The sequence below is a fragment of the Marinococcus sp. LNHM3E3-2.2 genome (assembly GCF_056034385.1).
The window spans coordinates 1-21,578 of sequence record NZ_JBQLIC010000017.1 but is presented as its reverse complement, the minus strand read 5'-3'; the positions used below and the strand labels follow the sequence as shown (position 1 = coordinate 21,578).

At 48.9% G+C, this 21,578-nt stretch carries 22 protein-coding genes, 1 tRNA gene, 1 other RNA gene and 1 pseudogene; 1 reads left to right on the top strand and 24 read right to left on the bottom strand.

Annotated elements, in window-relative coordinates:
- Nucleotides 1-19: 19 nt before the first annotated feature.
- From ACTRXF_RS14765 to rpoN, 18 genes are all read right to left on the bottom strand, one after another.
- The gene (locus tag ACTRXF_RS14765; RefSeq protein ID WP_474263027.1) at nucleotides 20-517 is read right to left on the bottom strand and encodes a DUF1648 domain-containing protein; all 498 of its coding nucleotides are present in this window, start codon (nucleotides 515-517) and stop codon (nucleotides 20-22) included.
- A gap of 34 nt (nucleotides 518-551) precedes the next feature.
- Nucleotides 552-743 carry a hypothetical protein gene (locus ACTRXF_RS14760; protein ID WP_322526369.1) on the bottom strand — a complete coding sequence of 64 codons (192 nt, stop codon included), beginning with the start codon at nucleotides 741-743 and terminating at the stop codon, nucleotides 552-554.
- The gene (locus ACTRXF_RS14755; RefSeq protein WP_474263029.1) at nucleotides 740-952 is read right to left on the bottom strand and encodes a hypothetical protein; all 213 of its coding nucleotides are present in this window, start codon (nucleotides 950-952) and stop codon (nucleotides 740-742) included. Before ACTRXF_RS14755 ends, ACTRXF_RS14760 begins: the two co-directional genes overlap by 4 nt.
- A gap of 169 nt (nucleotides 953-1,121) precedes the next feature.
- A tRNA-Thr gene (locus tag ACTRXF_RS14750) sits at nucleotides 1,122-1,197 on the bottom strand.
- Nucleotides 1,198-1,289: 92 nt separating this feature from the next.
- On the bottom strand, nucleotides 1,290-2,099 hold the full coding sequence (gene zupT, locus ACTRXF_RS14745; protein ID WP_091616308.1) for a zinc transporter ZupT: 810 nt from the start codon (nucleotides 2,097-2,099) through the stop codon (nucleotides 1,290-1,292).
- Between the two features lie 191 nt (nucleotides 2,100-2,290).
- Nucleotides 2,291-2,653, bottom strand: a transfer-messenger RNA (tmRNA) gene (gene ssrA / locus ACTRXF_RS14740).
- Between the two features lie 77 nt (nucleotides 2,654-2,730).
- The gene (smpB, locus tag ACTRXF_RS14735; protein WP_079475508.1) at nucleotides 2,731-3,210 is read right to left on the bottom strand and encodes an SsrA-binding protein SmpB; all 480 of its coding nucleotides are present in this window, start codon (nucleotides 3,208-3,210) and stop codon (nucleotides 2,731-2,733) included.
- An 81-nt stretch (nucleotides 3,211-3,291) separates the two neighbouring features.
- Nucleotides 3,292-5,628, bottom strand: a complete 2,337-nt coding sequence (rnr, locus tag ACTRXF_RS14730; RefSeq protein WP_474279622.1) for a ribonuclease R — start codon at nucleotides 5,626-5,628, stop codon at nucleotides 3,292-3,294.
- Between the two features lie 48 nt (nucleotides 5,629-5,676).
- Nucleotides 5,677-6,429: an alpha/beta hydrolase gene (locus tag ACTRXF_RS14725; RefSeq protein ID WP_474263170.1), complete on the bottom strand. Its 753-nt coding sequence runs from the start codon at nucleotides 6,427-6,429 to the stop codon at nucleotides 5,677-5,679.
- A gap of 31 nt (nucleotides 6,430-6,460) precedes the next feature.
- Entirely contained in the window at nucleotides 6,461-7,207 is a 747-nt protein-coding gene (locus tag ACTRXF_RS14720) for an alpha/beta hydrolase (protein WP_474263033.1), read from the bottom strand.
- Between the two features lie 167 nt (nucleotides 7,208-7,374).
- Nucleotides 7,375-7,605: a preprotein translocase subunit SecG gene (secG, locus tag ACTRXF_RS14715; protein ID WP_022793890.1), complete on the bottom strand. Its 231-nt coding sequence runs from the start codon at nucleotides 7,603-7,605 to the stop codon at nucleotides 7,375-7,377.
- A 164-nt stretch (nucleotides 7,606-7,769) separates the two neighbouring features.
- The gene (gene eno, locus ACTRXF_RS14710; protein ID WP_079475504.1) at nucleotides 7,770-9,053 is read right to left on the bottom strand and encodes a phosphopyruvate hydratase; all 1,284 of its coding nucleotides are present in this window, start codon (nucleotides 9,051-9,053) and stop codon (nucleotides 7,770-7,772) included.
- Between the two features lie 23 nt (nucleotides 9,054-9,076).
- Nucleotides 9,077-10,609, bottom strand: a complete 1,533-nt coding sequence (gene gpmI, locus ACTRXF_RS14705) for a 2,3-bisphosphoglycerate-independent phosphoglycerate mutase (RefSeq protein WP_474279620.1) — start codon at nucleotides 10,607-10,609, stop codon at nucleotides 9,077-9,079.
- Nucleotides 10,606-11,364, bottom strand: a complete 759-nt coding sequence (gene tpiA, locus ACTRXF_RS14700) for a triose-phosphate isomerase (protein ID WP_474279618.1) — start codon at nucleotides 11,362-11,364, stop codon at nucleotides 10,606-10,608. Before tpiA ends, gpmI begins: the two co-directional genes overlap by 4 nt.
- A 45-nt stretch (nucleotides 11,365-11,409) precedes the next feature.
- Nucleotides 11,410-12,600, bottom strand: coding sequence for a phosphoglycerate kinase (locus tag ACTRXF_RS14695; protein WP_474263039.1), 1,191 nt, complete (start codon nucleotides 12,598-12,600; stop codon nucleotides 11,410-11,412).
- Between the two features lie 219 nt (nucleotides 12,601-12,819).
- Nucleotides 12,820-13,827 (bottom strand): type I glyceraldehyde-3-phosphate dehydrogenase, encoded by a 1,008-nt coding sequence (gene gap, locus ACTRXF_RS14690; protein ID WP_474263041.1) that lies wholly within the window; start codon nucleotides 13,825-13,827, stop codon nucleotides 12,820-12,822.
- Nucleotides 13,828-13,900: 73 nt separating this feature from the next.
- Nucleotides 13,901-14,947 (bottom strand): sugar-binding transcriptional regulator, encoded by a 1,047-nt coding sequence (locus ACTRXF_RS14685; RefSeq protein ID WP_474263043.1) that lies wholly within the window; start codon nucleotides 14,945-14,947, stop codon nucleotides 13,901-13,903.
- Nucleotides 14,948-15,234: 287 nt separating this feature from the next.
- Complete coding sequence (rpoN, locus tag ACTRXF_RS14680) at nucleotides 15,235-16,563, bottom strand: RNA polymerase factor sigma-54 (protein WP_474279616.1); 1,329 nt, start codon at nucleotides 16,561-16,563, stop codon at nucleotides 15,235-15,237.
- 370 nt (nucleotides 16,564-16,933) lie between these two features.
- Here rpoN and clpP point away from each other — a divergent pair, with 370 nt between their 5' ends.
- Entirely contained in the window at nucleotides 16,934-17,512 is a 579-nt protein-coding gene (clpP, locus tag ACTRXF_RS14675; protein WP_022793882.1) for an ATP-dependent Clp endopeptidase proteolytic subunit ClpP, read from the top strand.
- Nucleotides 17,513-17,558: 46 nt separating this feature from the next.
- On the opposite strand, the gene ACTRXF_RS14670 is transcribed toward clpP, so the two are convergent.
- From ACTRXF_RS14670 to ACTRXF_RS14645, 6 genes and pseudogenes are all read right to left on the bottom strand, one after another.
- On the bottom strand, nucleotides 17,559-17,816 hold the full coding sequence (locus ACTRXF_RS14670) for an HPr family phosphocarrier protein (RefSeq protein WP_022793881.1): 258 nt from the start codon (nucleotides 17,814-17,816) through the stop codon (nucleotides 17,559-17,561).
- A gap of 171 nt (nucleotides 17,817-17,987) precedes the next feature.
- Entirely contained in the window at nucleotides 17,988-18,950 is a 963-nt protein-coding gene (whiA, locus tag ACTRXF_RS14665; RefSeq protein WP_322526381.1) for a DNA-binding protein WhiA, read from the bottom strand.
- 20 nt (nucleotides 18,951-18,970) lie between these two features.
- On the bottom strand, nucleotides 18,971-19,915 hold the full coding sequence (locus ACTRXF_RS14660; RefSeq protein ID WP_474263047.1) for a gluconeogenesis factor YvcK family protein: 945 nt from the start codon (nucleotides 19,913-19,915) through the stop codon (nucleotides 18,971-18,973).
- A gap of 2 nt (nucleotides 19,916-19,917) precedes the next feature.
- Entirely contained in the window at nucleotides 19,918-20,802 is an 885-nt protein-coding gene (gene rapZ / locus ACTRXF_RS14655; RefSeq protein ID WP_474263049.1) for an RNase adapter RapZ, read from the bottom strand.
- 16 nt (nucleotides 20,803-20,818) lie between these two features.
- Nucleotides 20,819-21,292: an NUDIX hydrolase gene (locus tag ACTRXF_RS14650; RefSeq protein WP_474279614.1), complete on the bottom strand. Its 474-nt coding sequence runs from the start codon at nucleotides 21,290-21,292 to the stop codon at nucleotides 20,819-20,821.
- A 157-nt stretch (nucleotides 21,293-21,449) separates the two neighbouring features.
- A pseudogene (locus ACTRXF_RS14645) lies at nucleotides 21,450-21,578 on the bottom strand (thioredoxin-disulfide reductase); the annotation flags it as partial.

Genomic DNA, 21,578 nt, shown 5'->3' with positions numbered 1-21,578 from the left:
GCTGCCGGATGGCAGTCTATTATGATGAAGAACGTTGGTTCGAAGCTTTACCCCACAAAGTGATTGTTCTCCATGTGAAATAAACAGCGGTTCCAATTAAACAAATAAGGAAAAATGAAGGAAAAAACCACCCGAGTCCCTCGCTTTCATTCAGGGCCGTACGGACGGTCTGCCACTGAACATAGACAAATCCGAGCGACAGCTCTACGAGGAGCACAGAAATGAGAATCTGTCCCTCCCGCTTAAACACTTCTATTTGATGCTCATTCATTCGCACCGGCAGACGGAACCATCCCGGGTAGCGGAGAGAAAAATACGCCCCGATCCAGATAGCGATCAACGCCAGCGGCGGAACAAATAAATAATACTTTGCAGCATATTCGTTCGGGTCTCCGGTGGCGTCGAAAAACTGGGGCACAATGTAGGGAAGACGGGTCCAATAGAAAAGCACAATCGCCAGTATTCCTATTGAAGCCACACCCCCTACAATTAATGCTGTTCTTGCAAACGTCGGCATAACGGTCTGCCTCCTACTATTCTTTATTCCAGCTTCACCACTGCTGCTTTTTTAACGCTTTTGATATCATTACTAGCGTAACAATACAGGACATCGCAATAATGACCATGACGATGCTCCACATCCATTCTCCGGAAATGACGAAGAAAACGCCGAGAATCAGACTTAGCACCACAATAAACCCTTCGAACCAATAAAAGAATTTTACAGCTGCATTTGTGTTCATGACTTTCCTCCTGATTTTTCTTTTGATTTCTTTTTATAGCCTGGCTTTTTTCTGCCCGTCTGGTACGCTCCAAGCAGAGCACTCAGCATGCCAATTGCTGCGACGATAACGTAAAATGTAGATCCGCCAAGCCACAGGAAAAAACCGGCAGTCGCCGCAGCCAAAACTAAAAATATTATATTAAACGTAAACAGCACCGGGGATCTCAAACTACCCCTCCCTTTCGACTTTATCTTATATCAACGTATCATTTTCTTTTCTTATTGCCCATCTTTTCATCAAAAAGAGGCCAAAATATTTCCTCATTGGTCTTTTCTCTTTTTAGACCGGTTTAAAACAAAAAAGCACCCATCTGTATGGGCGCTGTAATGATATGAATGGTGCTAGTGACAGGACTTGAACCTGCGACCTGATGCTTACGAGGCAACTGCTCTACCAGCTGAGCTACACTAGCGAACGTTTACGGCAAGTAATAATATACAAAAAGAAAAATTGGGTGTCAATCAAAAAAACAGAGGCCGGTCGCGGCCTCTTGCTTTCATACACTTAAATAAACAGCAGCAGACTCAAGGCCATTACGGCCATACCACTCACTACCCCGTAAATCGATACGTGGGTTTCATCATATTTTTTTGCCGCCGGCAGCAGTTCATCCAGAGAAATGAATACCATAATGCCAGCCACAGCAGCGAAAATGATTCCAAACAGCGTATCGGTCAAAAACGGCATGAGCAGAAGAAAAGCCAGAATAGCACCAGCCGGCTCTGATAATCCTGATAAAAATGAAAGTCGGAATGCTTTGCGTTTGCTTCCGGTCGCAAAATAAATCGGTACCGAAACAGCTACCCCTTCAGGAATATTGTGTATCGCGATCGCAAGAGCGATCGCAAGTCCAAGGCCCGGGTCATTCAGAGCAGAGGTAAACGTAGCGATACCTTCAGGAAAGTTATGTATAGCAATAGCAAGAGCTGTGAAGGTCCCCATTTTCATAAGGCCCTGGCGTTCAAGCTCTTCCTTTGACATATGCATATCTTCCACCCGCTTTACTTCATGCGGATTTCCTTTTTGGGGGACGAGCCGGTCAATGGCGGCAATAAAAATCATCCCTCCAAAAAATCCCCCGACGGTAACCCACTGGCCTCCGACTTCTCCGAGCGCCCCGACCAGCGACTCCTGTGCCTTAAAAAATATCTCCACCATGGAGACATAAATCATCACACCTCCGGAAAAACCGAGCGAAAAAGCCAAAAACCGGGTATTTGTCGTAGAAGTGAAAAAAGCCAGTATACTTCCGATTCCTGTGGCAAGCCCGGCTCCAAGTGTTAACAAAAATGCATAAATGACATTTGGTTCCATACGCTGCCCCCTTTGTAATCTGATTGGCTTCACGATTCTTTCCCTTATGCAACATTTTAACCATTATTCAAATGTTGTGTCAATGCAAAACTTCCCCCGGCGGAAAGCCGGCGCCGTTTTTCTCTGCGCCGCGAACGAAAAAAGGTGCCCACGGCTGGAAAGCCGTAAGCACCTGTTGTCTCCAGTATGTATGGTGGAGACGGTGGGATTCGAACCCACGTCCAGAGATATTGCCACTTTAGCATCTACGAGCGTAGTCGCTATATTATCATTCACCAGTACGTCAGCCTAGCAACAGGCTTCCGTACGGCTAGTCTGATTAGTCTCTTCAGCCGCCCTCAGACGGAGGGCGAACTGCGTAGCCCACTAAGAGTGAGACCCCAAATCATTCCACGCGGGCGATGGAATGCGGGATCCGCAAAAAGCAGTTGTTACGCTGCTACTGCGAGGTTTTCGTTGTTTTTGCCAGTTATTATTGGCGTGGCATTTTTACGAGCTGCCTCTCGGCTCGCAGCTAAAGCTCAACCTATCCCTGTCGAAGCCGTAACGTCCCCATGTGAAGGATAAGCATGTGCCCATAGGTTTATGAGCGACATACTATATTATAACGAGAGGTCTGGAGCGTGTCAATCTAGTCGCTCATGCCTTTCATGCTGCGATTGATTGCTTTGTCCATTTCACGCTTGGCATCCTGTTCCTTGAGCGCCTGGCGTTTGTCGTATTTTTTCTTACCTTTGGCAAGGCCGATTAACACCTTCGCTTTACCGTTTTTAATATAAACCTTCAATGGAATAATGGAGTACCCGGACTGCATGCTTTTACCAATAAGTTTATTAATCTCCCGGCGGTGCAGCAGAAGCTTTCTCGTACGCAGGGGATCGTGGTTGAACTGATTCCCCTGTTCATACGGGCTGATATGGGCATTATGCAGAAACAGCTCGTTATTATCGATTTTCCCGAAGCTGTCCTTCAGATTCATCCTGCCAGCCCGGATCGACTTTATTTCGGTGCCCCGCAGTTCAATACCGGCTTCGAAGGTATCTTCAATGGTATAGTCATGACGGGCCTTCCGGTTTTGCGCCAGCACACGGTTTTCCGTTTTTACTGCCATCTCCATTCACCTGCCTTCTGTCTTTATTCTACCATAGGGGCCCGGGCGCGTCCTATTGCCCCGGGCTTTCCCGCGATCATATTATTTCTTTTTATTGTTTTTTGAGACTTTCGAGTAAAACGGCTTTTTGTTACCTGATTTGCCTTTTTTACGTCCACCGTCTTTTTTATTGCCGTCTTTCCTTTCACCCTGTCCCTGGCCTTCTTTTCGGCCGGGACGCTTGCCCTTATCGCCCTGAACAACTTTTGCGGACTCTTTGCGACGTGCTTTCGCCGGCCGTTTCATGCCGACAATTTCAAAATCGATCGCCGCTTCATCAAGATTTACATTCAGAACACGCACTTCCACCTGATCACCGATGCGGTACATATTCGCGGTACGCTCACCTATCAGCGCATACTGCTTAGGATCATAGTGGTAATAATCATCCGTGAGATAGCTGATATGCACCATACCTTCAATGGTGTTTTCAAGCTCTACAAACAGACCAAAGTTCGCGGCGCCGCTTACAAAACCGGTAAATTCTTCCCCGATTTTATCCTTCATATACTGCGCTTTCTTCATGCTGTCAACTTCACGCTCGGCGTCAATTGCCCGGCGCTCCATCTCCGAAGAATGCTGGGTGATTTCCGGCAGTTCATTTTTCCATTTCTGCTGCGTTTTATCGTCCAGCCGTTTATTTACCAGATACGTCCGGATCAAACGGTGAACAATCAGGTCCGGATACCGGCGGATTGGTGACGTAAAGTGAGTATAGAAGTCCGCAGCCAGCCCAAAGTGGCCGGCGTTTTCAGGATCGTACTTTGCCTGCTGCATCGAGCGCAGCATCACTGTACTGATCACTGCCTGTTCCGGTTCTCCTTTTACAGCGTCAAGCACTTCCTGAAGCGCACGCGGATGTACCGTATTTGCCGTCCCTTTAACTGCATAGCCAAAGTTCGTAACAAACTCCACGAACGACTGCAGCTTATCTTCGGCAGGATCTTCGTGAATCCGGTAGACAAACGGCACTTTCATCCAGTGGAAATGCTCGGCTACTGTTTCGTTGGCTGCCAGCATAAACTCTTCAATCAGCTTTTCAGCGACCGAGCGCTCACGCAGCACCACGTCTGTCGGAGCAGTCGTTTCATCCACGAGCACCTGTGCTTCCTTGAAATCAAAATCAATGGCGCCTCTTCCAAACCTCTTTTCGCGGAGAATAGCTGCAAGCTCTTCCATGCGCTCAAACATTGGCACGAGCTGGCTGTATTCCTCCCGCTTTGCCTGGTTGTTTTCTTCAAGAATCAGACGGACATCATTGTACGTCATCCGGGCGGCCGTTCGAATTACACTTTCAAAGATTTCATGATTAACGACCTCGCCCTGCGGCGTTACTTCCATTTCACACGAGAGCGTCAGCCGGTCCACCTGCGGGTTCAGGCTGCAGATACCGTTTGACAAACGATGCGGAATCATCGGGATTACCCGGTCGACCAAATATACACTCGTGGCCCGTTCTCCTGCCTCCACATCGATAGGTGTTCCTTCGTCCACGTAATAGCTGACGTCTGCAATATGAACGCCGAGCTTATAGTTTCCGTTATTATATTTCGTCACCGTTACAGCGTCATCGAGATCCTTTGCGTCTGCTCCGTCGATGGTCACGATAGTTTCATCGCGAAGATCCCGGCGCTGTTTGATTTCACTTTCATCAATTACGTCCGGTGTTTTCTGAGCCTGCTCCACAGCCTCCTCGGGAAAATCTCCCGGGAGGCCGTGCTTATGAATGATCGACAGAATATCCACGCCCGGGTCATTTTTATGCCCGATGATATTGACGACTTTTCCTTCAGCTCCTGAAGCCGCATCCGGGTATTTAGTCAGCTCTACGACAACCTTATGGCCGTCCACTGCTCCGTTTTCTGCGTCCTGCGGAATATAAATATCATCGCGGATATGCTTATCATCCGCCGCGACAAACCCGTAATTACCGTAGCGCTGGTATGTGCCAACGACTTTTTCAATACCGCGTTCGATGATGCGGATAATCGTGCCTTCGGTTTTACTGCCCTGGCTCGAGTCCGAGATACGAACAAGTACGGTGTCTTTGTTCATGGCCCCGTTAATTTCCCCGGCCGGCACAAAGATGTCGTCGCGTTCCTTTTCCTCCGGAATAATAAAGGCAAATCCTTTGGCATGGCTCTGCACGCGTCCGCGCATCAGATTCATTTTCTCCGGTATGCCGTAGCGGTTGCTTCTCGTCCGGACAACGTCTCCGCTGTCCTCCATTTCGTTTAGCGTCTTCATGAGACGCTTAATATCTTCTGCCGAATCCGCCTGAAGCGTTTCCTGGATCTCCTCAATCGTTGCAGGGCCCGCAGAATCGTTTTTCAGGTAATTCAGCAGTGTCTGTTTTATTTCCTGGTCCAACGTTTTCATCTCCTTTCAATTTGTTGTGATAAACGTTTTGAGCTTTACGCTCTTTTTTTATTTTGACCAATTTAATCCTTCTAAAAACTGATATACATCTTCGTTCAGCTCATCGCGGTCATTCCCGAGGGTAATAACGTGCGGGGAGTCCGGATACCACTTAATCTGTTTATCCTCCGAAGAGATTTCTTCATAAATGATATTTGCGCTGTCTTCTGCAATCATATCATCTTTTTCACCCTGCACAATCATCGCCGGCGCATGAACCATGTCCAGGCTTTCTTCCACTTCCCGGATCAGCCGGTTGACCGAGTGCAATGTGTCCGTCGGCAGCTGACGAAATTCCATAATTTCTTTATCAATCTGGTCCTGGTCTTTCCCTTCCAGACGTTTAAATTCTTTCGCGTAATTGATGACATCTCCGTTCAGCTTGTCTGCGTTGTTGAATGTCGACATTGGGGCGCTCATTGGAATAATACCCAATACATCGTAATGATACGCCACACGCAGAGCCATAAGTCCTCCGAGAGAAAGGCCCCCGACGGCAATCTGATCAAAGCCTCTTTCCTTTAATTCCTCAATTCCTGCTTTTACATCCTCCCACCAGTCATGGTAGTCCGTCTCCATCAGCTCTTCCGGAGGAACACCGTGGCCTTTGTAGACCGGCGCATGTACAGTATAACCTTTCTTTTCCAAAAAACGTCCCATCATCCGGACATCCGCAGATGAGCCTGTGAATCCGTGCAGCAGTAGAACTGCACGGTTTCCACCTTCAAAGGTAAATGATTTAGGGGGTACTACACGCATGATTCATCGTCTCCTATCTATCTTCTTTTCTATTTTAATCGATCGTTCGCATAAGGTTCTCAGAATTTATTTGTGTTGAAGTTAAAAATAACCGTACATCGTTCACCGCTTCGTGCCGGTGCGGACCGTGAAAAAGAAAGTGCTTGCCGTTTTTGTAAAGCACAAACTGCTTCACCGGGCTTTTTACCGTTTTATATATACGCACAGCACTCCGTACCGGCACCAGGCCGTCTTTTTCCCCCTGGCCGATAAACACCGGACAGGATACTTTGCCAACAAACGGACGCAGCACGTGCGCTGCCTGCTGAAACTCCCGAAGTGCCCAGCCGGGGGTTTTTAATTTTTCTGCGGCTACCCCGTACCAGGGATGCAGCGATCCTCTGACCTGGCCGCCCGCTACAAGCAGCGTATCCTTCAAAAACTGGCCGGGGTTAATATATTCCATCGGCATACCAATAAGCACGAGCCGTTCCACCTTATAACGGGCTGCCACGTAGCAGGCAAGCAGGCCTCCCATCGAAAATCCAATCACGTACAGAGTGCTGCATGCAGCCGCCAGTTTTTTCGCTGCGCGGTCAGCAGCGTGAATCCATGTGACATAGGAAACACGGCTTTGAATGCTGAAGCTTCCGTCAGCATGACCTGGCAGCACCGGCGTTTCCACTTTCCAGTCTGTACACGCGCGGAGCTCTGCGGCAATCGGTTCGACCTCCCACGGAGAACCTGTAAATCCATGCAGACATAAACATCCAATCGCCTGGTTTTCAGCTGCTGTCTTCATGCTCCTGCTCTCCTATCCTTGGTTTATCTCTATCCGCCCGTTAAACGTTAAACTTCCACCTGTTTGTTTGATTCACCAAATACAGGAAAAGCAAACATTAGCCGGTAACATAAAAAACAGCGAACGATGGAACCGTCCGCTGCTGAGATAGCTTCCTATACTGTCTGTCAGACAAAATAGGCGATGAGTATGGTAAGAACAAAAAACAACACAGCCAGAACTACTGTAAACTGAATCAGAAAGGCTTCGATGCCTCTCGCTTTCTGTTTGCCAACCATTTGTTCGGCTCCGCCGGATATTGCTCCTGCCAAACCGCTGCTTCGGCCCGACTGCAATAAAATAATTGCAATAAGCATGACCGCAACGACTATTAATGCAACGTACAACGCCGTTATCATCACCCGTACACCTCCACGTTCCAATTACGCTTGTATTAATGTAACACACCAAAACGTGCAGTGCAAGCACGTGCGGCAGCATAGGCCGCAAAGCCCACGGTAACGGTGTTTTATTCAATTGTAAAAAACCGCAGCCCATATGCCGGGCCGCGGTCGAAAAGCAATTATTTGTTCAGGTTATAAAAAGCATCTTTGCCCAGATAAACAGCGGTTTCCGCCAGTTCATCGTTGATGCGGAGAAGCTGGTTGTATTTAGCTACACGATCTGTCCGGGATGGTGCACCTGTTTTAATCTGACCCGCGTTGGTCGCTACTGCGATGTCCGCGATAGTCGTATCTTCTGTTTCCCCGGAACGGTGGGAGATAACGGCTGTATAACCGGCACGCTTAGCCATTTCAATAGCATCAAAGGTTTCAGTAAGTGTACCGATCTGGTTCACCTTGATCAGAATGGAGTTGCCGATGCCTTTTTCAATGCCTTCTTTCAGCTTGTTGGTGTTCGTTACAAACAAGTCATCGCCCACGAGCTGGACTTTGTCGCCAAGAGCATCCGTAAGCTTTTTGAAGCCTTCCCAGTCGTTTTCGTCCAGACCATCTTCAATGGAGACGATTGGATATTTCGACACCATGTCCTGGTAAAATTCGATCATTTCGTCTGCTGTTTTCACAACACCTTCACCTTTAAGGTGATATTTTCCGTCTTCGTACATTTCGGAAGCAGCAGAGTCCATGGCGAGCATAATTTCTTCACCCGGCTTGTAGCCTGCTTTTTCGATCGCCTCAATGATCGTTTGAAGCGCTTCTTCATTTGAGCCGAGGTTCGGGGCAAAGCCGCCTTCGTCGCCGACACCAGTGTTATAGCCTTTGCTTCCAAGTACCTTTTTCAGGTTGTGGAAGATTTCTGCGCCCATACGTACAGCTTCAAGGAAGTTGCTGGCGCCGACCGGCATAACCATGAACTCCTGGAAGTCGACGTTGTTATCTGCGTGCTCGCCGCCGTTCAGGATGTTCATCATTGGAACCGGCAGAGTTTTCGCATTAAAGCCGCCGAGGTATTCATACAGCGTAACGCCGAGTTCATCAGCTGCTGCGCGCGCTACTGCCATTGAAACACCGAGAATGGCATTGGCACCGAAGCTTCCTTTGTTGTCTGTGCCGTCGAGTTCGATCATCGCCTGGTCGATGCCTGTTTGATCTGTGACATCAAATCCGATGATTTCTTCTGCGATAGTTTCGTTCACGTTGTCGACTGCTTTAGTGACACCTTTGCCCATGAAGCGGTCGCCGCCGTCACGAAGCTCTACCGCTTCGTATTCACCGGTGGAAGCGCCGCTTGGCACGAGAGCGCGTCCGAAAGCGCCTGTTTCTGTAAATACTTCTACTTCTACCGTTGGATTCCCGCGGGAATCGAGTACTTCGCGTGCGTAAATATCTGCAATTAAACTCATTGGTGATTCACTCCTCTGAATGGTTATTGAATGAGGGACTGACCCGTCATCTCTTTTGGTTTTTCTATTTGCAGCAGCTCTACGGCTGTTGGACACAGGTCAGCGAGCACGCCGCCTTTGCGGAGTTTCGCATTCTCATCGCCTGTGACGATAACCGGTACCGGGTTGGTTGTATGAGCCGTCATTGGTTTATCATCCGGTGTTGTTACTTCATCGGAGTTTCCGTGGTCTGCCGTGATGATGGCGCGTCCGCCTTTATCGTGCAGCAAATCCACAACCCGTCCCAGGCATTCATCCACTGCTTCAATTGCTTTAACCGTGGCATCAAGGTCACCGGAGTGCCCTACCATATCCGGATTCGCAAAGTTCAGCACGATGAAATCATGCTTTTCGGACTGAATCTCGCTTTCAAGCGCCTCGGTTACTTCATATACACTCATTTCCGGCTGCAGATCGTACGTGGCTACCTTCGGCGAATCGATCAGCACCCGTGTTTCACCCTTAAATTCTTCCTCGCGTCCGCCGCTGAAGAAAAAGGTTACGTGCGGGTATTTTTCCGTTTCTGCAATGCGCAGCTGGTGCAGTCCGGCATCTGAAACGATTTCTCCCATTGTATTAACCAAGTCCTGCGGGGGATAGGCGATTTCAGCGTTCACCGAGTCACTGTACTGCGTCATGCTGACAAATTTCAGGTTGGATGGAAATTTGTCTCCGCGGTCCAGACCGTTGAAACCATCCTGTGTAAACACCTGTGAAAGCTGGATGGCCCGGTCCGGACGGAAGTTGAAGAAAATTACTGCATCGTTGTCCTGCAGCCGCCCGACCGCTTCTCCGTCTTTTGTGATAACCGACGGGATTACAAATTCATCCCATACTTCTTCTTCGTAGGAAGCGTCTACAACCTCTTCGGCCGTTTCATAGGAAGGACCTTCCCCGTACGTGATGGCCCGGTAGGATTTATCCACACGTTCCCAGCGGTTGTCACGGTCCATGGCGTAGTACCGCCCCTGGACGGTGGCAATATCACCGGTGCCGATTTCTTTCATATAGTCTTCCACTTCGGATACGTACTGCTTGGCAGAGCGCTGACCCACGTCACGGCCATCCAAAAAGGCATGGACATACACGCGCTCGATTTCTTTTTCATTCGCCATGTCGAGCAGCGCTTTTAAGTGGTCGATATGGCTGTGGACTCCGCCGTCAGACAGCAGGCCGAATAAATGAAGGGCGCTGTCGTTTTCTTTCACGTGATCTACGGCATGGGCGAACGCCTGGTTGTTTTTAAACGTCCCCTCTTTGATGCCCTTATTGATTAAAGAAAGGCTTTGATATACGACCCGGCCGGCCCCGATATTCATATGGCCGACTTCCGAGTTGCCCATCTGTCCTTCAGGCAGGCCGACTGCTTCACCGAAAGCCGTCAGCGTTTCATGCGGATACTGGTTCCAATAGCGGTCAAAGTTTGGCGTGCTTGCCTTCGCTACCGCATTCCCTTTGGTTTCTTCCCGGCAGGCATACCCGTCCAGGATAATAAGTGCTACTGGCTTGGCGCTCATTTTTTTCCCGCCTCTGCAAGCTCCAGGAAGGCATCCGGCTTCAGGCTGGCACCGCCGACAAGTGCACCGTCGATGTGCTCTTTCGCCATGTACGTTTCAATGTTTTCCGGTTTTACACTGCCGCCGTATTGAATACGTACTTTGTCTGCCGTGTCCTGATCGTACTGATCGGCAAGTGCTTTTCTTACCGAACCGCATGTTTCATCCGCATCCTCTGCGGTGGAGGATTTTCCTGTACCAATAGCCCAGATCGGCTCGTAAGCGACAACCACTTTTGCAGCGTCTCCGGCACTCAGTCCGGCAAAGCCTTTTTCAATCTGCTCGCGCACAACTGCTTCTGTAGAGCCGTTTTCTTTCTGTTCAAGGGATTCGCCGCAGCACATGATCGGTGTTAATCCGTGGTTCAGGGCTGCTTTCACTTTTTGATTGACTGATTCATTAGTTTCATTGAACATTTCACGCCGCTCGGAGTGGCCGATAATGACGTACGGAATATTTAGGTCCGCGAGCGCTGCCGGGCTGATTTCTCCGGTGAATGCGCCGCTGTCTTCCTGGTGCATGTTCTGGGCGCCAATTTTCACATCACTCGATGCTGCCGCGTCATTCATGTCCTTCAGAAATAGAGCTGGCGCACATACTACTGTTTCCACGTCTTCTGCATTCGGCACTTTGCCTGCTACTTCTTCGATGAAGGCTACCGCTTCGCCGTGAAGCTTATTCATCTTCCAGTTGCCTGCTATGATTGGTTTTCTCATTGTTTCACCCCACTGAGATTATAGTAAATATACTTTCAAGGCTGCTTATTTGTCATCCAGCGCTGCCACACCCGGCAGCACTTTTCCTTCGATAAATTCAAGCGATGCCCCGCCGCCAGTGGACATATGGCTCATTTTGTCTGCAAGGCCGAATTTTTCCACTGCTGCTGCAGAGTCTCCGCCGCCAATAACTGTGTACGTGCCGGGAGCTTCAGCCATTGCCTCAGCAATAGCGCGCGTGCCTTTTTCAAACGTAGCGAATTCAAACACGCCGACCGGTCCGTTCCAGATAACAAGCTTCGAATCTTTAATGACGTTCGCGTATTCTTTTCTCGTTTCCGGCCCGATATCCAAAGCTTCCCAATCGGATGGAATGCTGTCGATTTTTACTGTCTGCGTGTTTGCATCATCGCTGAAGTCATCGGAAACAATAACATCTTTTGGCATATAAAAGTTTACGCCTTTGTCTTTAGCCTTCTGCATGAATTCTCTAGCCATATCAAGCTTGTCTTCTTCAAGCATGGACTGGCCGATTTCATAGCCCTGCGCTTTAACAAACGTGTAAGCAAGTCCGCCGCCGATAATGAGGTTGTCCACGATATCGAGGAGATTATCGATAACGCCGATTTTATCTTTCACTTTTGCTCCTCCGACAATTGCCGTGAACGGACGGTCCGGGTCCTCAAGCGCCTGGCCGAGCACATCGAGTTCTTTTTCCATCAGCAGGCCGGCTGCAGAAGGAAGGTGATGCGCCACTCCTTCGGTGGACGCGTGAGCCCGGTGCGCTGCCCCGAATGCATCGTTCACGTAAATGTCTGCAAGGGATGCTATGTTTTTTGCAAGGGTTTCATCATTTTTCTCTTCGCCTGCTTCAAAGCGCAGGTTTTCAAGAAGCATGATTTCTCCGTCCTGGAGGGACGCCGCGGCCTGCTTAGCTTCTTCGCCGTATACTTCGTCGACCTTTTTCACGTCGACATTCATAATTTCACCTAAACGGGCTGCAGCCGGACCGAGACGAAGTTCTTCTACTGCTTCCCCTTTCGGGCGTCCAAGGTGACTGCCGAGAATGACGCGCGCTCCCTGTTCGGATAAGTATTGAATTGTTGGTACAGCTGCACGAATCCGGGCGTCATCCGTAATGCTTTCGCCTTTCATTGGTACGTTGAAATCAACGCGGCAGAAAACAGTTTTACCTTTCAGATCTAAATCGCGGATGGTTTTCTTATTTAACGCCATTGCCAAACCTCCCTTAAATTATCTTCCTCATCTATCATAACAAAAATCTGCACTTCCGTTCTTTACCCGCCGCATAAAAAACTGGAACGTCTATTTTTAATAACGCGGCGGCGGAACGGAAATACCGGATTTTTGACGGGCCGGGTACAGGCCCCTTCAGACTCAAAAAAGGGAGGAAGAAATAATATTCTCCTCCCTTTCCCAAGCATTAAAAATGATTTACAGTTTTTTGCCAAAGCTTGCTGCGAGGTCCACAACGCGGCTGGAATAACCGAATTCGTTGTCGTACCAAGCGATTACTTTAACCATGTTGTCCTGCATAACGAGTGTTGAAAGGGAGTCTACTGTGGAAGAATAGGCGCTTCCGTTGTAGTCCTTCGATACGAGCGGCTCTTCGCTGTATCCAAGAATGCCTTTGAGTTCGTCAGACTCAGAAGCTTCTTTCAATGCGTTGTTCAGCTCGTCTACTGTTACATCTTTATCGAGCTCTGCCACGAAGTCCACGAGGGAAACGTTTGGAGTAGGAACACGCATCGCACCGCCGGTAAGCTTTCCGTCGAGCTGTGGAAGCACGAGGGCTACTGCCTGAGCGGCACCTGTAGTTGTTGGGATGATGTTTTCAGCACCAGCGCGCGCACGGCGAAGGTCCTTGTGCGGGCCGTCCTGGATCTGCTGGTCACTCGTGTAGGAGTGGACGGTGTTCATCAGGCCGCGTTTGATGCCGAATTTTTCGTCCAGTACTTTAGCTACTGGAGCCAGGCAGTTCGTTGTGCAGGATGCGTTGGAAACGACTTTGTGCTCATCCGGCTTGAAGTCGCCTTCGTTAACGCCGACAACAAATGTTGCATCTACGCCTTTAGCCGGTGCGGAAATGATAACGTTTTTCGCTCCGCCTTCAAGGTGTTTTGCTGCCTGATCGCGCTGCGTAAAGATACCTGTGGATTCAACAACGATTTCAGCGTCTACGCCTTTCCAGTCGATTTTCGCTGGATCTTTTTCAGAGAAAACGGTCAGCTTGTGGCCGTTGATTGTAAGGTTGTCGCCGCTTGCCTGAATTTCTGCGTCAAGCGTGCCGTGAACTGTGTCATATTTTAAAAGATGCGCAAGTGTATCAGTGTCTGTCAGGTCGTTTACTGCTACTACTTCAACATCCGGGTTGTTTAAAGCTGCACGATAAACGTTACGTCCAATACGTCCAAAACCGTTAATACCAATTTTTGTTGCCATAATAATTTTTCCTCCTTGGAATATAAATAATTGTGAAAGCTACTGCAGCATAATGCGGCAGGTGTTCTGCCTGTTACTCAGTTGCCTCCGGTGCATCGCTTTGATTCAGAATAGCTTTGGCTGCACCCTCATCGGTGATCAAAATGCTGCTCGGGCGGTAGCGCATATAAGCGTCAATCGCCTTTGCCTTGCTTGAACCCCCGGCTACTGTGATCACTGTCTGATCTGACCGGAGTTCGTCCCACTGAAGGCCCACCGTATTTTCCCGGTGCACCACTTTTCCGTCCTGATTAACATAATAGCCAAACGACTCTGCCACAGCCGATTCTTCCTCGAGCCTGCTGCGCAGGGAAGCGCCCGTAGTCCGCCGCCCGGCCATCGTTTTTGCTTCGCCTATGCCATGAACGACAAGCGATGCTGATTTTAACAGATCAAGCACTTCCTGTACGCCGGGTTCCTGCATGAGCGATCGCCTTGTATCCTCGCTCAGCTGGTCGGGCACATGAAGCAGCCGGTACGAGGCCTGGGCTTTCATTGCCATCGCAGAGCTGATGGTGTTGGCCTGGATCTCCACCTTTTCACCAAGACCACCGCGGGCAGGTACAAAGATGGTATTGCTCCATTTTGCGTCAGGCACCATCATATCAGCTGCTGAAGCGAGCGTCGTGCCCCCCGCTACCGCAATCACGTCCCCTGGGCTGACACGGTTCTTCATCTGCTGTACCGTTGCACGACCGAGTTCTTTTTTCACTACCGGAAGCTCATCGCTGTCTCCTGAGACGACGATAACCTTCGGGACGGATAAATAACCCGCCAGCTTCCGCTCCAAATCCTCGAGGCCGAAAGCATATTTGACTGTTTGCTCGAGCCCTTCAAGCAGTTTGTTTCCTTCTTCAGTTAAAAGCATCCCTGCGCTTTGAATCAGGATAAGTCCCTGCTGCTTCAAAAAATCTGTTTCACTGCGCAGAACCCGCTCTGAGGTGGATAGCTGAGTGGCAAGGGTTCTTCTTCCAATCGGCTGCATCAGGCGGATGTATTGCAAAATGCGGTACCTTTTCCCTAATGTTTCGAGCACATCAGGCTGCAGTTTCCGCTGCATCTCCAATACGTCACGTAACATATTGCTACACCACCGAACCTGCGGCAGCAGCTTATTTCAAGCCACTCCTCATCATTGATCTTTACTGCTCTGTCCGGGACAATTAAAGTCCCGCAGAGACATTTTTTGTCCCGCTCATTTTATAAAAAAATGAACGCTTTGTTCACAATTTCATTGTAGCAATCTATATTTGGAAAATCAACGCAAATGTTCACTGCATTTTTCATGCTGACTACATTTTACTGATACCCGGTTTTCGCTTATTTCATGCATAAAAAATCCTCCTTTTGCTGCAAGGAGGATTTGGGCTACACCGGCTGTTTCCGCTGGGAGGAGGACGGGATCCGGAGCTCTGTTCTGTATTTTGCCACCGCCCGCCTTGAAATCGTACACTGCTGCTCCTGCTGAAGCAGATCAGCAAGCTTTTGATCCGAGAGAGGCTTCTCTTTATTTTCTTCTTTAATCAGTTTTTTCATCATAGCTTTCACTCCGGTGCTTGAAGCATCTTCATCCGTCCGGGTAATTTTCGAGGAGAAGAAATGCTTCAGTTCGACGAGACCGTGAGGCGTCTGCATATACTTCCGGCTCGTCGTTCTTGAAACAGTGGATTCGTGCACATCCGCCTGTTCAGCTACCTCCCGGAGCGTCAGGGGACGAAGCTTTTCTTCGCCGTGTTTTAGATATTCGCTTTGCGCTTCGACGATCACTTCCGATACTTTTTGCAGCGTCTGCTGGCGCTGTTCGACGCTTTTAACAATCCAAAGAAACTGCTTATATTTTTCCATAGCATACTGCCTGGCTTCTTCATCGGCATCCTGCTGCAAAAGACGCCAGTATTTTTCATTCATCTGCAGCTCGGGAAGCCGGTCATTCAAAATCGTGACCACCCATTCTCCGTCGATTTCCTCCACGCGGACATCCGGCGATACAGAAATTGTTTTCTCCTGCCGGTAGGAATCTCCCGGATGCGGGGAAAGCTTCTGGAGGCAGGTATAGATTTCCTGCAGCTGCTCTTTAGTGAGCTGATACTTCTGCTGCAGGTAGCGCCATTTTTTCGCCCCCAGCGCTTCGAGATCTTCAGCTACGACCTGGTCAATATATGGATCTGTATCCAGGCAGCGTTCGAGCTGCAGAAGAAGACATTCCTTTAAATCCCTGGCCCCGATCCCTGCCGGTTCGAGCTGTTGGAGCATCGAAATATACTGCTCGCTTTCTTCTCTGCCCAGCCCGAATTTCCGTTCCATCTCCCATTCGATGTCTTCTAAGTATCCGCGCTCGTCAACGCTTCCAGCTAAAAATAAAAGTATTTCCCGGGCAGTTTCTTTATAACCTCCGCATACAATCTGCTCCCTCAGCGCCTCTTCGAGAGTTTCCTCCGACGGTTCACGCCAGTCCAGCTGTTCACCCATGGACGCTGAATTGTAGACCGGATCAGCGGCCCGGGATGCAGAAAGTGACGCTCCGTCCGTAATAGAAGGGAGGGTTAAATCCATTAAAGGGTTTTCCATCGCTTCTTCCTGCAGATAGTCGGATAATTCCTGGGAAGACAGCTTCAACAGGGCAATTGCCTGCTTTAACTCCTGCGTCATCACCAAACTCATTTCCTGCTTCTGCTGCAATTCAAGCCCCAAGCCCATTATCTCCACCTCCTTTTTGAAAACGCTTTCTTACATCATATCATATTTTTCTTCCATGAATCGATCCCTTTTTCTTGTTCTCCTGCTGTCATTATATAAAAATAGATTTGACCCTTCTATTTGTTTGTCAGATCATTTTTCATCTAAATTAAAATTTATATGGAAGTGAAACATTTGCACGTAACGTTTATGTTTGTGAAAATAAAGGGAATGGAAGTTGACGTGTAGCTATATGGGATAGGGTCAGACTTTTTATTTGACCTTAATTGACCAAAGAGTTATGATAATAACAGCAACGCGGAAGGAAAAATATTTTCCACACAACTACCATGAATGTAGTCATACATTTCATTAAAGGAGGACGCTTTTCATGAACTTGATACCAACAGTTATTGAACAAACCAACCGGGGCGAACGCGCATATGACATTTATTCGCGTTTGTTGAAGGACCGCATTATTATGCTTGGCTCAGGCATTGATGACAATGTGGCCAATTCGATCGTAGCACAGCTTCTTTTCCTTGAAGCCGACGATCCGGAGAAGGATATTTCTCTTTACATCAACAGTCCGGGCGGCTCTATTACAGCCGGCATGGCTATTTATGACACAATGCAGCACATTAAACCGCAGGTTTCTACGATCTGCGTCGGAATGGCAGCATCGATGGGTGCTTTTCTTCTCACAGCTGGCCAGGAAGGCAAACGTTATGCTCTTCCAAACAGTGAAGTAATGATTCACCAGCCACTCGGCGGCACCCAGGGACAGGCTGCGGACATTGAAATTCACGCCCGCCGCATCATCAAAATGCGTGAAAAACTCAACCAGATTCTTGCAGACCGCAGCGGACAGCCGCTTGAAGTCATCGAGCGCGATACGGACCGTGATAATTTCATGAGTGCGGAACAGGCAAAAGAATACGGTCTTGTAGACCAGGTTATGGGTCAGTAAGACACAAAAAATCAGGATGGCATCGCGCCGTCCTGATTTTTTATGTTCACATTTCTTTTTTCATAAATTCCGTCAATGATTCGGCCGCTTCCTCTTCATCCGCCCCTTCGGCTAAAAGCTTTACCGAGGCTCCGGTGCGCACCGCAAGGCTCATAACACCCATAATACTCTTGGCATTCACTTTTTTATTATCCTTTTCAAGAAAAATATTGGAATGAAACCGGTTCGCCTCCTGGACGAATAATGCTGCCGGCCTGGCCTGAAGCCCTGTACGCAAATTTACTTCCACTGTTTTTTCGACCATAGTTACTATCTTCCTTTCTCTGTCTGTCTTCAACCGGTACCCGCTTTTCATATACACATAACGTAATTCAATTTAGAACGTTTTTCAAGCAAGCGCTTTAATGACTGCTGTAATACAGCGCCTGCAGGAGCAGAAGAAGCCTCTGCTGCCGCAGGCGCCTGCCTTTAGCGATTATATTTTTTCTGGAATCGGCGGCTTTCCGGCTTGAATACGCTCGGCGATCTGATCAATTTTGCGGAGACGGTGGTTCACACCGGATTTACTCACCTTTCCGCTCGGCACCATTTCCCCGAGCTCCTTCAGCGTGACGTCCTGGTGCTGGACACGCAGGATTGCCATTTCCCTGATTTTTTCAGGAAGGTTTTCGAGTCCGACTTCTGCCTGGACAAGCTGAATGTTTTCCACCTGCCTTAATGCGGCTCCCACGGTTTTGTTTAAGTTCGCTGTTTCACAGTTCACCAGGCGGTTCACCGAATTCCTCATGTCTTTCATAATCCGTACGTCTTCAAAATAAAGCAGCGCCTGGTGCGCACCGATAATATTTAAAAACTCGGTAATCTTTTCGCTTTCTTTAATATAAAGAATGTAGCCCTTTTTCCGTTCAAGGCTTTTCGATGTGAGCCCGAACGTTTCCATCAGCTCCCGGAGTGCCCGGTTATGCTCTTCATACATCGAATAAATTTCAAGATGATACGAAGACGTTTCCGGATGATTGACCGAGCCGCCGGCTAAAAAAGCTCCGCGCAAATACGCCCGGCGGCTGTCCGTGTCTGGAATCACGTCTCTCGCAATCGACCGGTTAAACTGGTAGCCGTTTTCCATAATGGCAAGGTCGCTCAGCATCTCTTTCGTTTCTTCGGCCATCCGGACTACGTAGACATTATTCTTTTTTAAACGCATCTTTTTCCGCACAAGCAGTTCAATCACCATATCCTTGTAGATACGCTTGATTAACGAATAGATCCGTCGTGCGATGGCGGCATTTTCAGTGGAAACGTCCAAAATCAGCTGGCCGTTGCCAAATGAAATGGAACCGTTCATTCTGATTAATGCTGCCAGTTCCGCTTTGGCGCTCGTATCTTCCACTTCAATCTGGGTTAATTCTTTTTTTGTTATAGCCGCAAATGAAGACATCCATCTTCACCGCCTTTCTGTCAATCACGGGCAAGCAGGGCTTCAGATACTTTTTTGGCATTATGACGAAGAACAAGGCCGTCATAGTGCATAAATGTATCTGTTACTACCCGGCACCCAATCTGTTCCAATCTTTCATAATCACATTTCACGGGAAATGCCTGCTTTTTTTCGTAGTTTGCAAGCACCGGAGCCGGTATTTCTCCGTTATGCACCAGTACAGTATCCACAAAAGCGCCCCCAGTATGCTTTTCAATGGCATGCAGATGATCGGATGCCGAAAAGCCGTCCGTTTCCCCCGGCTGCGTCATTACATTGCAAATATATACTTTGCGTGCCCCGGACCGATTAATGGCATCCCGGATACCGGGCACGATTAAATTCGGCATGATGCTTGTAAACAGGCTCCCGGGACCAATGACAATGACGTCTGCCTGTTCAATAGCACGCACGGTTTCCGGGAGCGCCTCCGCATCCGGCGGGTGGATAAACACCTGGTCAATCTGCTTGCCGGCTTTTGGGATCAGGGACTCCCCGTAGACCGTGGAGCCGTCCTTCATTTTTGCAAACAGCTCGATACTCCGATTAGAGGCGGGAAGGACCTTTCCGCGTACGTTTAACACAGTACTAAGCTCTGTGATTCCTTTGGCAAAATCTCCGGTAATGGAGGTCATTCCTGCTACCAGTAAATTCCCCAGGGAATGACCGGTCAGCCCCTCCCCGCTCGTGAAGCGGTGCTGGAACAATTCTTCAATTAAGGGCTCGACTTCCGCAAGCGCCACCAGTACGTTTCTTACGTCCCCGGGCGGGGGAATATTAAACTCTTTCCGTAAGCGCCCGGAGCTTCCTCCATCGTCTGCGACAGTCACAATCGCCGTAATATCTGCCGGGAACTGCTTCAGCCCCCGGAGCAGGACGCCTATACCTGTGCCACCGCCCATCACTACAACCTTCTGGTCCTCCACGTCTATTTTTTCCTTCCTTCCTCAATGTCCCGGTGATTGGCATTCGTCTCATATTTCCCTGAAAAGTAAGAAGCAATATATTCAGCAAGCGTCACGGAGCGATGCTTGCCTCCTGTACATCCAATCGCAACCACAAGCTGTGACTTGCCTTCCTGCTTATACAGCGGAAGCATAAATTCAAGCATATCCACCAGTTTATTTATAAATTCCTTTGTATCCGTCCATTTTAACACGTACGAAGACACTTCTTCTTCAAGGCCGGTTTTGGGCTCCAGATGTTCCACGTAGTGAGGGTTGGGCAGAAAACGAACGTCAAAAACCAGATCCGCATCGATCGGCATTCCATATTTAAATCCGAAAGACATAACATTCACATTAAAAACCGACTGGTTTTTCTCGGCGTAATCAGTTAATATACGCTCTCTCAACTCTCTTGGTTTCAGGCTGCTCGTATCAATAATATGGCGCGCCCGGCCTTTAAGTTCCTGCAGCATCTCCCGCTCGAGCTGAATGCCTTCAAGCGGCGTATCCTCACTTGCAAGCGGATGCGAGCGCCGTGTTTCTTTATATCGGCTGACAAGCACCTGATCTCCTGCATCCAAAAATAGAATATGTGTCGACAGGTCCTTGCGCTGGTCAAGCTGATCTATGGAAGCAAACAGATGGTCAAAAAACTCCCTCGTCCGAAGATCCACTACGAAAGCTACTTTATCGGTTTTGTTTTCAGTCGTTTCAATTAAATCGATAAATGTCGGGATTAGTGAAGGAGGCAGATTGTCTACACAGTAATAGCCCAGATCCTCAAAGCATTGGATGGCCACCGTCTTTCCGGCCCCCGACATCCCTGTAATGATTTCAACCTGAATCGATTTCCGTTCTTGTTCCATAATCTGCATCCCTCTTTTACATATAGTATGGCGTTGACTGCTCAAACCGGCGTTCCAGAAGCCGGCGATCTTTCGTATAGCGGAACGTACCATACACCGTTCCTTTGTTATTCAAAATATGCTCGACAATGGCTTTATCGCCTTCGGCCATAGGCAGGGACGACACTTCCTGCTTTTTCTTCCACTCAAGGATGCCTTCCGGAGACTCATTAAGCAGCCTGCCTCCTGCACCAAAAGCTTCAAATGTAAACATCATCCACTCATTTGCCGTAACCCCGTCCTCCATCGTGATAAATGTAAAAATACCCCGCAGATGCGGACGTTCAAGCGAAAGGCCCGTTTCTTCCCGGAACTCCCGCCGGACTGAATCATATACTGACTCCCCCGGCTCCATTTTTCCGCCGGGGGCATTCCACCAATCGTAGCTTGGTTTTTTGAGCATAAGCAGTTGATCGTTCTGCTGTAAAAAACAATTTGTTACCCGCTGCATGTGTACCACCTCACATATACCTTTTTCCAGTATACTATCCTTCGATGGTTCAGACAATTTACAAAAGAAAGTATCCTATGTTTTTTGCTCTCTGTACCAAAAAAACGGCGCAGAAATGATTTTCTGCGCCTGTGCGTCGTCGTTTCAGCCGGAGCGCCTACGCTTCGACCGCGTTTTTCAGTTCTTCCACGTACTGCTGGGCCGTCTGCGCCGCGAGCGACCCGTCGCCGGTCGCCGTCACGATCTGGCGCAGGAACTTGTCCCGGATGTCGCCGGCGGCGAACAC

Bases quoted from the DNA above. Each gene is read 5' to 3' on its own strand.
- ACTRXF_RS14765 (WP_474263027.1), bottom strand. From the start codon at position 517: ATGCCGACGTTTGCAAGAACAGCATTAATTGTAGGGGGTGTGGCTTCA.
- ACTRXF_RS14760 (WP_322526369.1), bottom strand. From the start codon at position 743: ATGAACACAAATGCAGCTGTAAAATTCTTTTATTGGTTCGAAGGGTTT.
- zupT (WP_091616308.1), bottom strand. From the start codon at position 2,099: ATGGAACCAAATGTCATTTATGCATTTTTGTTAACACTTGGAGCCGGG.
- smpB (WP_079475508.1), bottom strand. From the start codon at position 3,210: ATGGCAGTAAAAACGGAAAACCGTGTGCTGGCGCAAAACCGGAAGGCC.
- rnr (WP_474279622.1), bottom strand. From the start codon at position 5,628: ATGAAAACGTTGGACCAGGAAATAAAACAGACACTGCTGAATTACCTG.
- ACTRXF_RS14720 (WP_474263033.1), bottom strand. From the start codon at position 7,207: ATGAAGACAGCAGCTGAAAACCAGGCGATTGGATGTTTATGTCTGCAT.
- secG (WP_022793890.1), bottom strand. From the start codon at position 7,605: ATGATAACGGCGTTGTACGTTGCATTAATAGTCGTTGCGGTCATGCTT.
- eno (WP_079475504.1), bottom strand. From the start codon at position 9,053: ATGAGTTTAATTGCAGATATTTACGCACGCGAAGTACTCGATTCCCGC.
- gpmI (WP_474279620.1), bottom strand. From the start codon at position 10,609: ATGAGCGCCAAGCCAGTAGCACTTATTATCCTGGACGGGTATGCCTGC.
- tpiA (WP_474279618.1), bottom strand. From the start codon at position 11,364: ATGAGAAAACCAATCATAGCAGGCAACTGGAAGATGAATAAGCTTCAC.
- ACTRXF_RS14695 (WP_474263039.1), bottom strand. From the start codon at position 12,600: ATGGCGTTAAATAAGAAAACCATCCGCGATTTAGATCTGAAAGGTAAA.
- gap (WP_474263041.1), bottom strand. From the start codon at position 13,827: ATGGCAACAAAAATTGGTATTAACGGTTTTGGACGTATTGGACGTAAC.
- ACTRXF_RS14685 (WP_474263043.1), bottom strand. From the start codon at position 14,947: ATGTTACGTGACGTATTGGAGATGCAGCGGAAACTGCAGCCTGATGTG.
- rpoN (WP_474279616.1), bottom strand. From the start codon at position 16,563: ATGGGCTTGGGGCTTGAATTGCAGCAGAAGCAGGAAATGAGTTTGGTG.
- clpP (WP_022793882.1), top strand. From the start codon at position 16,934: ATGAACTTGATACCAACAGTTATTGAACAAACCAACCGGGGCGAACGC.
- ACTRXF_RS14670 (WP_022793881.1), bottom strand. From the start codon at position 17,816: ATGGTCGAAAAAACAGTGGAAGTAAATTTGCGTACAGGGCTTCAGGCC.
- whiA (WP_322526381.1), bottom strand. From the start codon at position 18,950: ATGTCTTCATTTGCGGCTATAACAAAAAAAGAATTAACCCAGATTGAA.
- rapZ (WP_474263049.1), bottom strand. From the start codon at position 20,802: ATGGAACAAGAACGGAAATCGATTCAGGTTGAAATCATTACAGGGATG.
- ACTRXF_RS14650 (WP_474279614.1), bottom strand. From the start codon at position 21,292: ATGCAGCGGGTAACAAATTGTTTTTTACAGCAGAACGATCAACTGCTT.